Origin of the sequence: Roseicella aerolata, from assembly GCF_020523605.1 — a bacterium.
Classification (GTDB): domain Bacteria; phylum Pseudomonadota; class Alphaproteobacteria; order Acetobacterales; family Acetobacteraceae; genus Paracraurococcus; species Paracraurococcus aerolatus.
This window is the reverse complement of the sequence record NZ_JAJAQI010000022.1, coordinates 25563-39702: the sequence shown is the minus strand read 5'-3', so window position 1 is coordinate 39702 and position 14140 is coordinate 25563. Positions and strand designations below refer to the sequence as shown.

The window sequence follows — 14140 nt, the reverse complement described above, 5'->3', positions numbered from 1 at the left end:
GGCCGCCATGCGACGCATGGTTCTGGCGGCGCTGATCGTGCCCGCGGCGGTCGGCCTGGGGGTCGGCGGCTACCAGGCGGGGCGGCTGGGCCTGGTCCCCGGCTTGGGACCGGCCGTCGCCTCGGAGCAGCGGCAAGCCGGCGGGCCGGCGCGGCCCGTCTCCGACCGCGTCCTCTACTACCGCCACCCCGACCGGCCGGAATACGCGGCGGGGCCGCGCCGGACCCAGGACGGGCGGGAATTCCGCGCGGTCTACGCCGGCCAGGACGTGGAGCCGGAAGACCCGGCCGCGCCGGCGACCGCGACGGCGGCGGCCCAGCCGGCGTCGGGCGGCCCGCGGAGGATCCTCTACTATCGCAACCCGATGGGCCTGCCGGACACCTCGCCGGTGCCCAAGAAGGATTCGATGGGGATGGACTACATCCCCGTCTATGAGGGCGAGGACCAGGACGGGTCCACGGTGCGGGTCGCGCCGGGCCGGATCCAGGCCACCGGCGTGCGCTCCGAGCCGGTCGCCCGGCGCGAGCTCGTGCGCCCGGTGCGCGCCCCTGGCACGATCCAGCTGGACGAGCGGCGGGTCTCGGTGGTTGCGCTGCGGACGGAAGCCTTCGTCGAGCGGGTCGAGGACATCACCACCGGTGACCGGGTGCAGCGCGGGCAGCCGCTGCTGCGCCTCTACTCGCCGGAGGTGATCGCCGCCGGCGCCCAATACATTTCGGCTCTCGGGATTCCTGCCGGAACAAGTGCGGTCACCGCGGACGGCGCCCGCCGGCGGCTGGAGAACCTCGGCGTGCCGCCGCAGCTCCTCGCCGAGATCGAGCGGACGCGGCGCATCCCGCAATCCTTCGTCTGGCCGGCCCCGCGCGACGGCGTGGTGCTGGAGCGGAACGTGTCCGACGGCATGCGCATGCCGGCGGGCGAGGTCCTGTTCCGCCTGGCCGACCTCTCCGTGATCTGGGCGCTGGCCGATCTGCCCGAGCGCGAGCTGGGGAACATTGCACGCGGCCAGAGGGTCGAGGTGCGCCCACGCGGCCTGACCGGCCGGAGCTTCACTGGCCGCATCGACCTGATCTACCCCCAGCTCAACCCGGAGACGCGCACGGCCCGGGTGCGGATCGAGCTGCCCAACCCCGAGGGCGCGCTGCTCCCGGGCATGTATGTCGAGGCGGAGATCGCCGCGGGCGGCGGGGGACCGGTGGTCGCCGTCCCCAACTCCGCGGTGATCGATAGTGGCACCCGGCAGGTGGTGATCCTCGACCGGGGCGAGGGACGCTTCGAGCCGAAGGAGGTGAGGCTCGGCCGCCGCGGCGGCGGCTTTGTCGAGATCCGGGATGGCGTGGCCGAGGGTGACCGCGTGGTGGTCGCCGCCAACTTCCTGATCGACGCCGAGAGCAATCTCAGGGCCGCGCTGCGTGGCCTCACAGCGGCTGCCCCGGCCGGGGAGGAAGGCAGATGATCGCCCGCCTCATCGCCTGGTCGGCGCGCAACGTCTTCCTGGTGCTTGTCGCCACCGCCTTCGTGGTGGCGGCTGGAGTCTGGGCGGTGCGCAACACCCCGCTCGACGCGCTGCCCGACCTCTCCGACGTCCAGGTCATCGTCTACACCGACTACGCGGGCCAGGCCCCCCAGGTGGTCGAGGACCAGGTCACCTACCCGCTGGCCTCGGCCATGCTCACCGTGCCCCGCTCCAGGGTCGTGCGCGGCTTCTCGTTCTTCGGTGCCTCCTACATCTACATCATCTTCGAGGACGGCACGGATCTCTACTGGGCGCGCAGCCGCGTGCTCGAGTACCTCAACGCCGCATCAGGGCGCCTGCCGCCGGGGGCGAGGCCGGCGCTCGGGCCGGACGCCACCGGCGTCGGCTGGGTCTACCAATACGCCCTGCTCGCCAGGGACCTGACCCTGGCGGAGCTTCGCTCCCTGCAGGACTGGCGCGTCCGCTACGCCCTCGCGCGCGCCGAGGGCGTGGCCGAGGTCGCGGGCGTCGGCGGCTTCGTCAAGCAGTACAACGTGGTGGTCGACCCGCTGCGGCTGCGCGCGCTCGGCGTCTCCATGGACCGGGTACGGGAGGCGATCCGGACGAGCAACCAGGACGTCGGCGGCCGCACCGTCGAGATGTCCGAGTTCGAGTACATGGTGCGCGGCCGCGGCTACCTGCGCGGCGTGGAGGACATCGAGCGGATCGTGCTGCGGGCCGCTGGCGGCACGCCGGTGCTGCTCGGCGACGTCGCGCGCGTCGAGATCGGGCCGGACGAGCGGCGCGGCATCGCAGAGCTGAACGGCGAGGGCGAGGTGGCGAGCGGCATCGTGCTGCAGCGCTTCGGTGCCAACGCGCTCGACGTGATCCGCAACGCCAAGGCGCGCCTCGCCGAGATCCTGCCGAGCCTGCCCGCGGGCACCGAGATCGTGCCGGTCTACGACCGCTCCCAGCTGATCGAGGCGGCGATCGAGACGCTTAAGTTCACGCTGATCGAGGAGAGCGTCATCGTCGCCCTGGTGACGGTGGTGTTCCTGCTGCACGTCAGGAGCGCCCTGGTCGCCATCCTGATGCTGCCGGTCGGCGTGCTGATGGCCTTCGTCGCCATGAAGCTGATGGGCATCGGCTCGACCATCATGAGCCTCGGCGGCATCGCCATCGCGATCGGCGCTATGGTGGACGCCGCGATCGTCATGATCGAGGCCGCGCACAAGCACCTGGAGCGCGCGCCGCCGGACAAGCCGCGCCTCGAGGTGCTGACGGAGGCCGCGGCCGAGGTCGGGCCAGCGCTGTTCTTCAGCCTGCTCGTCATCACCGTCTCCTTCCTGCCGATCTTCGCGCTGGAGGCGCAGGAGGGGCGGCTGTTCGGGCCGCTCGCCTACACCAAGACCTTCGCCATGGCGGCGGCGGCGCTGCTCTCCATCACGCTCGTCCCCGCGTTGATGGTCATCTTCGTGCGCGGCCGGATCGTGCCCGAGCACCGCAACCCGGTGAACCGGCTGCTGGTCTGGCTCTACCGGCCGTTCATCAAGCTGGTGCTCCGGGCCCGCGTCCTGACGATCCTGGTCGCCGTCGCGGCAATGGGCGCCACCGCCTGGCCGGCGATGCGGCTGGGGGGCGAGTTCATGCCCACCATGAACGAGGGCACGCTGCTCTACATGCCGACCACGCTGCCGGGCCTGTCGGTGACGCGGGCGGCGGAGCTGCTGCAGACGCAGGACCGGATCATCCGCTCCTTCCCGGAGGTCGCCTCGGTTTACGGCAAGGCGGGGCGGGCCGCGACGGCGACCGACCCGGCGCCGACCGAGATGTTCGAGACGGTGATCCAGCTCAAGCCGCGCGCCGAGTGGCGTCCGGGCGTCACCACGGACAGCCTGATCGCCGAGATGGACCGGGCGCTGCAGTTCCCAGGGGTGAGCAACGCCTGGACCATGCCGATCAGGGCTCGCATCGACATGCTCTCGACCGGCATCCGCACGCCGGTCGGCGTCAAGGTGTTCGGCCCGGACCTCGCCGAGATCGAGCGCCTCGCGCGGCAGGTGGAGGCGGTGGTGCGCGCCGTGCCCGGCACTTCGAGCGCCTACGCCGAGCGGATCATCGGCGGCTACTATCTCGACGTCGTGCCCGACCGGGATGCGATCGCCCGCTACGGGCTCTCGATCGGCGACGTGCAGGCGGTGGTGGCGACCGCGCTCGGCGGCGAGACGGTGACCACGACCGTCGAGGGACGCGAACGCTACTCGGTGAACGTCCGCTACCCGCGCGAGCTGCGCGACGACCCGCAGGCGATCGCGACGGAGGTGCAGGTGCCGCTGCCCGGCGGAGGCTCGGTCCCGCTCGGCGAGGTCGCCCAGGTCGGCCTCAGCCGCGGGGCGACCTCCATCCGCACCGAGAACGGCCAGCCCGTGGGTTACATCTTCGTGGACATCCGCGACCGCGACCTGCGGGGCTACGTCGAGGAGGCGCGGCGCACCGTTGCCGCCGAGGTGGCCTTCCCGCCGGGCTACCACGCGACCTGGAGCGGCCAGTTCGAGTACCTCGAGCGGGCCGAGGCCCGGCTGCGCATCGTCGTCCCGGTCACCATCCTGGTCATCTTCCTGCTGCTCTACCTGAATTTCCGCGCGCTGGCGGAGACTCTGATCGTCATGCTCTCGGTGCCCTTCGCGCTGGTGGGCGGCGTTTGGCTGGTCTGGTGGATGGGGTTCAACCTCTCGGTCGCGGTCGCGGTCGGCTTCATCGCGCTGGCCGGCGTCGCGGCCGAGACCGGGGTGGTGATGCTGATCTACCTCGAATCCGCGCTGGTGGAGGTCCGCTCCCGCTGCGCGGCGGAGGGGCGGACGCTGACCCGGGCCGATCTGCGCAAGGCGATCATGGAGGGCGCGGTGGAGCGCGTGCGCCCGAAGATGATGACCGTCGTCGCCATTATGGCCGGGCTGCTGCCGATCCTCTGGAGCGACGGCGCGGGCTCGGAGGTGATGCGTCGGATCGCGGCGCCCATGGTGGGCGGGATGGTCTCCTCGACCGTGCTCACCCTGCTCGTGATCCCGGCCATCTACAGCCTGGTGAAGGGCTGGGGCCTGCCGCACGCGGCCGCCGTCGTGGCCGAGCGCGCCGCAGACCGCCCGGCCCACGGCGAGCGTCTCGCGTCGGCGCGCCGCGAGCCGGTCGCGGCGGCCGGTGAATAGAGGGGCGCCGAGGGCGATGAGGCGTCGGGCGGGCAAAGGGGGCGGCGCGCCGCCAAGGGCCAAGCCTTGCCGCGGGCCGGTTTGCCCGCGCGAGCCGAGCATGGCGGACGCGCTTGGGCGCGTGCGTGCGGCCGAAGCAGCTCCTTGGGTCGCCTCGGCGGCCGCCCGAGGCGCTGACACCCCACCTCCGCGGTCGGTCCGCCGCGTGCGGCAACCCTACGGGTCGGCGGTGCCGGCCGGACACGTGCGGCGGGCGACGCCCGCCTGCCGTCGGGAGCGTGCCCCCTGCACGCACATCCATGTAGTCCATCCAAGGAGCGAGGACATGACCACGACCATCACGAGACCGCTGACCGTGGCCGCCGCGGCAGCGGCACTGCTGATGCTGACCGCCGGGCAGGGGCACGCGCAGCAAGGCCCGACGGCCGGCACTGCGCCGCAGCAGGCGGCCAGGCCTGGCCCTTCGAATGCCCAGGGGGCGGCCGTCGCGACCGGCACGGTCCAGAAGGTGGACGCGGCAGGCCGGACGCTGAGCCTCGCCCACGGGCCCATCCCGGCGATCGGCTGGCCGGCGATGACGATGGACTTCCCCGTGGCCCCGGGCGTGGACATCACGGGCCTCGCGCCCGGCCGGCAGGTGGAGTTCACGTTGGCGCCGCGGCCCGGGGCGAGCGGTGGCTACGTCGTCACCCGCGTGGTTCCGAAGGGCTGAGTGGCCACTTCGTGGTCGGCGTGGCGGCGGGCGCCGTTGCGGCCGGGGGCGCGGCGGCGCCCCCGGCAGCAGGACGACATCAAGCTGGCGCAAAGGAGCCGTCCAGATCGATGTTCTTGATCCCTCGCGGAGGCCTCGTGTCCGGCGAGGTGCAGCGCCGCATCCGGACCTGTCTGGAGTGCCACCGCGCCTGCCTCCGCGCGGCGGTGGCGGACCTCGGGCGCCGCGATCTGGAGGCGGCCGCGCCGCTGGCCCGTGCGATCCTCGACTGCTCGCAGACCTGCTTGATCGCCGCGGACTTCATCACGCGCATGCCGTCGCTCAGCGCCGAGTTGTGCGCGGCCTGCGCGGCAGCGTGCGAGGCCTGCGCCGAGCACTGCCGGCGCATCGCGGGCGACTTGCCCGGGATGCAGGAATGCGCGGAGGACTGCCGCCGCTGCGCAGACATCTGCCGCGGAACGGTGCCCACCGGCCGGAGCGGCGGTGCTGTCAGCTGACCAGTCCCGTGTCGAAGCTGGCGGAGAGGGGCGCTACTGCCCGGCGCCGCATGGGAGAGAGGGCCATGGAAGGTTGGATGGGCAAGTGGAGACGGAGCCTGGCGCTGGCACTCTCCGAGGGCATCCCCTGGCATTCCGCCAAGGCGGCGGTGGTCGTCGGCTCGGTCTTGAACCTCATCAACAAGGGGACGCCCTGTTCGGCGGGGCCGAGCTGAACATCGCGAAGGCGCTGCTGACCTTCATCGTCCCCTACTGCGTCACGACCTACGGAGCGGTCAGCGTCCAGCTCGACCGCGGCCGAGCGCCCGGTCCTCACGGTGGTGCCACTCCCGGATGAGCGACCATGGGGGCGGCTCCCAGCCATGCTCGCACGCGAACTGGATAACCTGCCGTCCGAACCCTGGCGGTGCGGCTGCTGCAGGCCCGCCGCACAGTATGAATGGCCCCCACCGGAGCTGGCCGCGCTGGCACGGCTTCGAGCATCGCGCCTCATCCCCCGTATCTCGCCAAGTCCTCGAAGGCAGTAGTTCTGAAGGGCATCAACCCTTGGGCGGTCGGGCATCCGCCGCTCCCAGCCATAATGGAGATTTCCATGGACCATACGAAGAAACCGTCGGAGGAAGGCGCACCGCCCAGGAAGTTGGGGGCAGTGCCGCGCCGGCTGCTCCGCAAGTGGGGGCTAGCCGTGCTGGTGGTCGGGGTTGCCATCCTCCTTCTGCTAGGAACGGGTATATTCTCCGAGCGTGATTCCGCCGGGCGGGCGTTCTCGTCGGGTTGGACCCTGCTGATCCTGCTCGTGCTCCTGCCTTGCCTGCTGATGCCGCTGATGATGATGGGCCGGCACCGCGGTGACGCGGCGCAACGCGACCGGAAGGACGACGGAACCGGCCGCTGATCGGGGAGGGAAGGATGACTGGGACACCCCGGTGAGCCGTTCGGCCGGGCCGCCGCAGGTGCTGGCCGACGAAGCTGCTGCCGCGGCAGCTGCGGAGCCCGCTGTCGCACCGCGCTACGCCGGCCTGACGCGGCTCCGACTGCTCTTCATCGGCTGGGTGCTCGTCTATCACCTCGAACTCGCGCTGCGGGCGGTGCAAGGCCTGCCGGTCGTCGAGCACCTGGTGCTGAAGGGCTACCTGGGTGTGGACGGCTTCTTCCTGCTGTCCGGCTTCGCGCTCTGGCTCGGGAACCGCGCTCGGCCGCCGCGCGGGCTCGGCGATTATGCGACTTTCCTGGCGCGGCGTTTGGCCAAGGTCCTGCCCCTGCACCTGCTCGCGCTGCTGGCCCTGGCGATGCTGGTGGCCGCGGCGGCCGCGAGTGGCCTCGCCATCAACGACCCGGAGCGCTTCTCGGTGCGAGACTTCTGGCTGCAGCTGCTGCTGCTTAACGCCTGGGAGACGACGGACCGGCTGGCCTGGAACTATCCGTCCTGGACTCTGTCGGCAGTCTGGGCGGGCTATCTCGCTTTGCCGCTGCTGCTCCATCTGGTACTGCGCCTGCCTGCCTTTCCTCTGGCTGCGCTACCGCCGCTGCTCCTCGGTGTTCTGTTCCTGCTGGATGTGCTCAGCCCGACCGACTCTCTCAACGTCACCGTGCATCTCGGACTGGTGCGCTTCTTCCCGGAACTGGCGCTCGGCATCGCGCTGGGCCGCCTCTGCACGGATGGCCGCCTCAGCGCAACCGTCGCGCTGGCCATAGCCGCGGCGGCCGTCCCGCTCGGCCTCGCGCTGCGCGCCGACGCACTGGTGGTGGCCGGCCTCGCTGCGCTGGTCGCCGGCGTCCACTTGCGGGAGGCGACCCACCCCGGCGCTGCGCCTCGACCGCGGGACATCGTGCACCGGCTCGGCGAAGCCTCCTTCGGCGTCTACATGTGCTGGGTGTTCGTCGAAGCGGCGCTGGTCCTGCTGCTGCGCACGACCGCTCCCGGCGAGGGGGCGCGGCTGGCGATCATGGCCGGAGCGCTCGTGGCCAACCTGGGCGCGGGCTGGTTCGCCTGGCGTCTGTTGGAGGTGCCGGCGAACCGCTGGCTCCTGACGCGCCTTGGCCGGCGCCGCGCGAGGGCGCCAGGCTGACATCGTCCCGCAAATCGACCGCCGCGATGTCGACGCTTCGACCGCTCGTCCCACGTACCCGGCCGAACGCGGCACCGCACCGGGACAGCCCTGTTGATTTCCCGCCTTCAGTTGGTCACATATCCCTCATGCCGGTGTTCCGCCGCATCTGCTGTCTGCTCGTGGCGCTGGCGTTCGCGCTGGGCACGGTACTGCTGACGGCGCAGGCGGGCGGCGTGGACTGTGCCCAGGCCACGGTGGCCGGCATGGCCCTGCCGATGCAGGATGACTGCGGAGACGACACGGCCAAGGCTTCCGCCTGCGTGCAGGCGCCGAGCTGCGTCGGCACGGTCGCGCTTCCCCCAGACGGCGGCGCCCCGGAAGTTCCGGTGGCGTCCAGCGTGTTCGCCGTGGCGCCGGATCGGAGCGGCGCCGGCTTGGCGCGCCTCCCTGATCCTCATCCTCCCAAGCTGACCGTCCAGGTCTGACGCGGGGCGGCCCTCTCCGGGCCGTTTCCTGCTCGCCCGTTCCCGAGCACGGCGCTCGGGAGGATGACCATCGATCTTGTTCGGTCGCCCCGCGAGGACGCCGGCCGAGGTCAAGCCAGCGAGAACGCGATGTCGACTCAGTGCAGCGCTCATCGAGCGGTTCTGCCGTCCATCGAGGAATTGCCTCGGTGACCGGTCGCCGCTTCCGCCCGCTGAGGCGGCCAGGGCTGCTCGCCCTTTCACTGGGCCTGGTGGCCCTGGCCGGGCTAGCTGCGGGCCTTGCCTTGTGGGCGGTCCCGCCCGGCGAGCCGGCGCCGCCGGCCAGGGCTGCGCCGGGCGCTGCGCCGCAGCCGCCGCGCGGCCTGGTGATGCGTGAGAGGCCCGTGCCGGTTCCCGAGTTCGGGTTCACGGATGCGGAGGGGAGGCCGCTCGGCCCGGCGGATTTCCGAGGCAGGATCGTCCTGCTGAACATCTGGGCGACGTGGTGCGTGCCCTGCCGCGAGGAGATGCCCGCCCTGGACCGGCTGCAGGCCGAACTGGGCAGCCCCGATTTCGAGGTCGTGGCGCTCTCGATCGACCGCGGCGGTGCCGACGCAGTCCGCGCGTTCTACGAGCAGATCGGGATCGCGAACCTCGCCGTCTTCCTCGATCGCCCGAACGCATCCAGCCGCGCGCTCGGCGTCGTCGGCATCCCGACGACGCTGCTCATCGACCGCGATGGCCGCGAGATCGGCCGGGCTATCGGCCCGCTGGAGTGGGACAGCCCGGAGACAGTCGGCGTGATCCGGCGCGCGATGGCGGCCGCGCCGTCACGCTCATGAACGTACCCGCCTCCTCCGGCGCGTAGGAGACCACATGCTCGCCCTCCCCTTCCCGATGATCGACCCGGTGCTGGTGCAGGTCGGGCCCTTCGCCATCCGCTGGTACGCCCTGGCCTACATCACCGGTATCCTGCTCGGTTGGCGGCTCGCGCGCCGGCTGGTGGCGCTGCGCCCGGTGGCCGCGACACCGGAGCAGGTGGACGACTTCGTCACCTGGGCGACGCTCGGCATCATCCTCGGTGGGCGGCTCGGCTACGTCCTGTTCTACAGGCTGGGCTATTACCTGACCGCACCCTGGGAGGCGCTCTACCTCTGGCACGGGGGGATGAGCTTCCATGGCGGGGCGCTGGGCGTGGTCCTGGCGCTGTTCGTCTTCGCGCGCAGCCGCAAGCTCGACGTCCTTTCCTTTGCGGACCGCGTGGTCTGCGTGGTGCCGATCGGACTCTTCCTCGGGCGGCTCGCCAATTTCGTGAACGGAGAGCTTTGGGGCCGTGTCGGCGACGTGCCCTGGGCCATGGTCTTCCCCGGCGCCGGCCCCGAGCCGCGCCACCCGAGCCAGCTCTACCAAGCGGGGCTGGAGGGGTTGGCGCTGTTCGGCGTGCTGATGTGGCTCGTCTCGCGCCCCGGGGTGCGGGCGCGGCCGGGCGTCCTCTCCGGCGCCTTCCTCGCGGGCTATGGGGTGGCGCGGATCATCGGCGAGCTCTTCCGCCAACCCGATGCGCATCTCGGTTTCCTCTTCGCGGGGGCGACTATGGGGCAACTCCTCTCGCTGCCCATGGTCGCTATCGGCGTTTGGCTGATGCTGAGGGCGAGGCGCCGAGGCGTCTCCGGCGCGCAGCCGCTCGGGGCCCGGCAAGAACCCGTCACGCCGGGCTTGGGCGAGAAACACGGCGGGGAGCAGGGATGAGCGGAGACCGGCCGCGGCGGCCGTTGGGGCGCATGCGTCGCTCTGGCTTCAGCTCGTCCGAAGAGGGGGCCAGGGCGAGGAGTGGCCTGTCACCTCAAGTGGGAGGAGAGAAGCCTGTGCAGCAGAGCCAGCTCAAGTCCCCCGACCCGTGGGGGCGCACCTTCCGGATGGAAGAGCGGACCCTGGCCTCCGCTGCGATGCGGTTGGAGGCGCGTGGCAGGCATCCATTCTTTGCCCACGTCCTCGACGAGTATGCGTCCAGACTGGATCTCAGTGGGACCGAGGCCATCCTCGACCTCGGCTGCGGTACCGGCCTCGCCGCCCGCGCCTTCGCCCGCCGGCCCGAGGTGAAGGGGCCGATCACCGCGATCGACGTCAGCCCACATCTCGTGGAGGCAGGGAGACGCGCGGCGGCTGGGGAGGGTGTGGGCGGGCGCATCGACTTCCGTGTTGGCGACGCGCACCGCCTCGACCTGCCGGAGGGCAGCTTCGATGTCGTGGTCATGCACACGCTGATCAGCCACGTCGCCGACCCGACGACGGTGCTGGCGGAGGCACGACGGCTGCTGCGGCCCGGCTCAGGTCGCCTCGTGGTGTTCGATGGCGATCACAGCTCGCTCACCTTCGCGACCGACGCCCCCGACGGCGGCGAGGTCACCGACCGGATCCTGCAGCGCACGGGAGTGGCACACCCGCGGGTGATGCGCGCGATGCCGCGGCTGCTCGCCCAGGCCCGCCTCGTCCTCCTCTGGTCGCGCGGCTACGTCGTCGCCGACACCGGCCGGGCCGACTTCTTCTCCCCCGGCATCGCCTCTCTGCGCGTGCTGCTGCCGAAGGCAGGCGCGATGTCGGAGGCGAAGGCGGCCGCCTTCGCGGAGCGGCTGGAGCGGGCCTCGGCTGAGAACAGCTTCTTCGGTGCGAGCAACTTCTACACCTACGTCGCAGTGCGTGGTGACTAGGACCGTGCTCTCTCCCGCGCGTCCGTGCGGACGCACAGCGGTGCACAGCGTCTCGCTGCTGCCCCCGCACTGCCGACGATTGGTGAAGCCTCCTCACCTCACCAAGGTTCCCGCCGCATGACGCCTGGCACCAGCCGTCGCCTCCTGCTTCTCGCCCCGCTCGGGTTGGCCGCCGCTGTGGGTGGGGGCTTCTATGCGATGCTGCAGGGTATGCGGACGGGCGACTACGACCCGCGCGGCGTGCCCTCGGCCATGATCGGGCGCCCGGTGCCCGAGTTCGCCGCGCTGCCGCCGCTGGAGGGCGCGGGCGTGCCATCCTTCTCCTCGACCGACCTGCGCGCGCCGGACCGGCCCGTGCTGGTGAACTTCTGGGCCTCCTGGTGCGTGCCCTGCCTGGTCGAGCACCCGCAGCTCACGCGCCTCGCCCGCGAGGGCGTGCCGGTCCTCGGAGTCAACCACAAGGACACGCCGCGGGACGCGCTCGGCTTCCTGCAGCGCAACGGCAACCCGTTCGCGCGGCTCGGCCGCGACGAGACGGGGCGCCTCGGCATCGACTGGGGCGTCTACGGCCTGCCCGAGACCTTCCTGGTCGACCGCGGCGGGATCGTCCGCTGGCGCCAGGTCGGCGCCATCACGGAGGAGGTCCTGCGCCGCGACCTGCTGCCCCTGCTGCGGCGCCACGCATGAGTGCTCCCCTGGTCGCCCCGCGCGCCAGCCTGCCACCTGCGGTCGTGCCGGCAACCACCGCCGGATTCGCCGCGACAGGCTTGGGGCAAGCACTCGGCGAACCCGTGCAGCAGGAGCGAGCACGCGGTCAATGCGGCCTCGTCCGCCAAGCTGCCCCAACCGCAACAACGGCCCTCTTCCGTTGGCAGGCAACCGGTGCCGACCGGATGAATTGCAGATGAGGCGCAGCGCTCGTGAAGCAACCGGTGGAGGAGGAAGAATGCCGCAGTCCCGGCTGGAGGATCTGATCCTGGCAGCGTTCAGGCGCGCCGAGGCCGAAGGCCGCCGGGACGCGGCCGAGCACCTGATGCGGGCCCTCAAGGCGCTCTGCCCTGCCCCGATGACGCGCTGCCCAGTGGCTCCGCGTTGGCCGAGGCCTACCGCAGCTTGGCACCGGAGGAGCCATCGCCGCCGGCCGCCAGGAGCCGGGCGGCCCTTAGAGGGAGCGGGACGCCGGCGTTGGGATTGGGTGGGACAAAGCACGCAGGGTGATGGCGGGCGACGGCGGATCCGGACGCCGAACGGAGGCCCAGGGACGCCCGCGTCCAGGCAGTGGCCCGCCGCGCAGCCGCTGATCGATCGGCTCGGCCCGAGCCGTCCACCGCTCGCGCTGACGGCAGCACGGACCGCGGGGCGGGACCAGGAGGTGATCCGGTTGGGGACACGGCCCTTGGCGCCGGGCGGCGCGCGGGCGCCTGTCCGCCTGGACGAGCTATGATGCGCTGCCCAAGGCGCCGATGATCGGGCACGCGGGAGCTGCTCCGCCTGCGCAGCGGGCGGCCGTCTCGGAAAGCAGCTTCTCCATCCGCCGGAGGTCGGCGATCTTTCGGCGGATGTCCTCGACATGCGCGAGTGCAGCCTCCCGCACCTCGCCGCAGCTGTGGCCGCCCTCGACCAGACCGAGCAGGTTGCGGATCTCGTCGAGCGTGAAGCCCAGCTCGCGGCCGCGCCGGATGAAGGTCAGCCGCTTGGCGTAGTCGTCGGGATAGAGCCGGTGACCGCCCTCGGTGCGCGGCGGCGGCGGCAGGAGCGCGATCTTTTCGTAGTAGCGCACGGTCTCGATGTTTACGCCGCTGCGCCGCGACAGCTCGCCGATGCCGAAATCCCGCCGAGCCATGAATTTTCCCCTTGAACCTGTAGCGGCTCCAGATTCGATACTGAAGATCGGACCCGGGGACAATGTGGACAGGACCATGAGCGGACAAGGCGAGGCCGTGGCGACGGCCGCCGCCGGCCGGACGGTCGGATCGGAGGATGCGGGCGGCCGGCAGAAGCTGGCGGCGGCCGGCGGACTGCTCGGCGCGCTCGCCGCCTCCTCGTGCTGCCTCCTGCCCCTCCTGCTGTTCAGCCTGGGGGCGGGCGGCGCGTGGGTCGGCCGCCTGACGGCGCTCGCGCCGTATCAGCCGGCCTTCGTGGCCGTCACGCTCGGGTTCCTGGGCTATGGCCATTGGCTCGTCCGTCGCGGGGCCAGGGCCTGCGCCGCCGGCGGGGCCTGCGCCCGGCCGCTGCCGAACCGCCTGGTGAAGGCGGCGCTCTGGGCGGCGACGGCGCTCATCGCCGTGGCCCTGGTCTTTCCCTACGTCGCCCCGCTGCTGCTCGGGGTCTGAAGGAGGTGCCTATGCGGCGCATTCTCTTGGTCGGGCTGATTGCGGCGCTGTCGCTGCCGGCGGCTCCCGCCTTCGCCGCCGAGCGGACGGTCAGGCTCGCGGTCGAGAACATGACCTGCCCTACCTGCCCCTACGTCGTAAAGCAGGCCCTCACGCGCGTGCCGGGCGTGGTCCGGGCGGAGGTGTCCTACAGCGACCGGGCGGCCGTCGTGACCTTCGACGATGCGCAGGCGGACGTGGCGGCCCTGACGGCGGCGACAGCCGGCGTCGGCTTTCCGTCGCAGCCGGCCGAGCAGCCCGCGCGGTGACCGATCGGACCCTGCCCCACCCCGGCCGTTGTCGTGCCGCCCGGGGCGGGCGGCCAGCCCGGATGGCTGGCCTGGCTCGATCAAGGCCACCAGCCTTGGACGATTTTTCCGGAATCGCGGCGTGGACGCTGCTCCTGTGCCACAGAAGGGAAGGAACGGGTTTGATGGAGTTGCGCTCGAAGATCACCTGTCCGGCATGCGGCCGGCAGGAGACCGAGACCATGCCGACCGACGCCTGCCAGTTCTTCTACGACTGCAAGGGCTGCGGCACGGTGCTGCGGCCGCATCCTGGCGATTGCTGCGTGTTCTGCTCGTTCGGCGATGTGCCGTGCCCGCCGGTGCAGGAGGTCCGCCTGCCGGGTGCGGCAGCCGGGCCCTGTTGCGCAACCTCATAGGTGGCGCGCC

At 71.8% G+C, this 14140-nt stretch carries 16 protein-coding genes; 15 read left to right on the top strand and 1 reads right to left on the bottom strand.

Translation table 11 applies throughout. The features are described 5' to 3' along the window. Window positions 1–7: 7 nt before the first annotated feature. From LHA35_RS15230 to LHA35_RS15175, 12 genes are all read left to right on the top strand, one after another. On the top strand, window positions 8–1456 hold the full coding sequence (locus LHA35_RS15230; protein WP_226609341.1) for an efflux RND transporter periplasmic adaptor subunit: 1449 nt from the start codon (window positions 8–10) through the stop codon (window positions 1454–1456). Further along, window positions 1453–4662: an efflux RND transporter permease subunit gene (locus tag LHA35_RS15225; protein WP_274707805.1), complete on the top strand. Its 3210-nt coding sequence runs from the start codon at window positions 1453–1455 to the stop codon at window positions 4660–4662. The genes LHA35_RS15230 and LHA35_RS15225 overlap by 4 nt, the downstream gene beginning before the upstream one ends. A gap of 325 nt (window positions 4663–4987) precedes the next feature. After that, entirely contained in the window at window positions 4988–5374 is a 387-nt protein-coding gene (locus tag LHA35_RS15220; RefSeq protein ID WP_226609338.1) for a copper-binding protein, read from the top strand. Window positions 5375–5511: 137 nt separating this feature from the next. After that, a complete protein-coding gene (locus LHA35_RS15215) occupies window positions 5512–5871 on the top strand; it encodes a four-helix bundle copper-binding protein (protein ID WP_226609336.1) in 360 nt (119 codons plus the stop codon). Between the two features lie 65 nt (window positions 5872–5936). Then, on the top strand, window positions 5937–6086 hold the full coding sequence (locus tag LHA35_RS15210; RefSeq protein ID WP_226609334.1) for a hypothetical protein: 150 nt from the start codon (window positions 5937–5939) through the stop codon (window positions 6084–6086). 377 nt (window positions 6087–6463) lie between these two features. Further along, window positions 6464–6766 carry a hypothetical protein gene (locus tag LHA35_RS15205; protein ID WP_226609331.1) on the top strand — a complete coding sequence of 101 codons (303 nt, stop codon included), beginning with the start codon at window positions 6464–6466 and terminating at the stop codon, window positions 6764–6766. A gap of 58 nt (window positions 6767–6824) precedes the next feature. Continuing rightward, on the top strand, window positions 6825–7940 hold the full coding sequence (locus LHA35_RS15200; protein WP_226609327.1) for an acyltransferase family protein: 1116 nt from the start codon (window positions 6825–6827) through the stop codon (window positions 7938–7940). Window positions 7941–8068: 128 nt separating this feature from the next. Then, entirely contained in the window at window positions 8069–8407 is a 339-nt protein-coding gene (locus tag LHA35_RS15195; protein WP_226609325.1) for a hypothetical protein, read from the top strand. A gap of 188 nt (window positions 8408–8595) precedes the next feature. Further along, on the top strand, window positions 8596–9228 hold the full coding sequence (locus LHA35_RS15190) for a TlpA family protein disulfide reductase (RefSeq protein ID WP_226609321.1): 633 nt from the start codon (window positions 8596–8598) through the stop codon (window positions 9226–9228). 34 nt (window positions 9229–9262) lie between these two features. After that, the gene (gene lgt, locus LHA35_RS15185; protein ID WP_226609318.1) at window positions 9263–10135 is read left to right on the top strand and encodes a prolipoprotein diacylglyceryl transferase; all 873 of its coding nucleotides are present in this window, start codon (window positions 9263–9265) and stop codon (window positions 10133–10135) included. Window positions 10136–10251: 116 nt separating this feature from the next. Then, window positions 10252–11094, top strand: coding sequence for a methyltransferase domain-containing protein (locus LHA35_RS15180; RefSeq protein ID WP_226609315.1), 843 nt, complete (start codon window positions 10252–10254; stop codon window positions 11092–11094). A 117-nt stretch (window positions 11095–11211) separates the two neighbouring features. Then, complete coding sequence (locus LHA35_RS15175) at window positions 11212–11781, top strand: DsbE family thiol:disulfide interchange protein (RefSeq protein ID WP_226609313.1); 570 nt, start codon at window positions 11212–11214, stop codon at window positions 11779–11781. Between the two features lie 751 nt (window positions 11782–12532). Here LHA35_RS15175 and LHA35_RS15170 read toward each other — a convergent pair. Then, window positions 12533–12937, bottom strand: a complete 405-nt coding sequence (locus LHA35_RS15170) for a MerR family transcriptional regulator (protein WP_226609311.1) — start codon at window positions 12935–12937, stop codon at window positions 12533–12535. Window positions 12938–13013: 76 nt separating this feature from the next. Between LHA35_RS15170 and LHA35_RS15165 the strand changes: the two genes are divergently transcribed. From LHA35_RS15165 to LHA35_RS15155, 3 genes are all read left to right on the top strand, one after another. Beyond that, window positions 13014–13427: a mercuric transporter MerT family protein gene (locus LHA35_RS15165; RefSeq protein WP_226609309.1), complete on the top strand. Its 414-nt coding sequence runs from the start codon at window positions 13014–13016 to the stop codon at window positions 13425–13427. Window positions 13428–13438: 11 nt separating this feature from the next. Beyond that, complete coding sequence (merP, locus tag LHA35_RS15160; RefSeq protein WP_226609306.1) at window positions 13439–13735, top strand: mercury resistance system periplasmic binding protein MerP; 297 nt, start codon at window positions 13439–13441, stop codon at window positions 13733–13735. 161 nt (window positions 13736–13896) lie between these two features. Then, on the top strand, window positions 13897–14130 hold the full coding sequence (locus LHA35_RS15155; RefSeq protein WP_456316082.1) for a GDCCVxC domain-containing (seleno)protein: 234 nt from the start codon (window positions 13897–13899) through the stop codon (window positions 14128–14130). The last annotated feature ends 10 nt before the right edge of the window (window positions 14131–14140 follow it).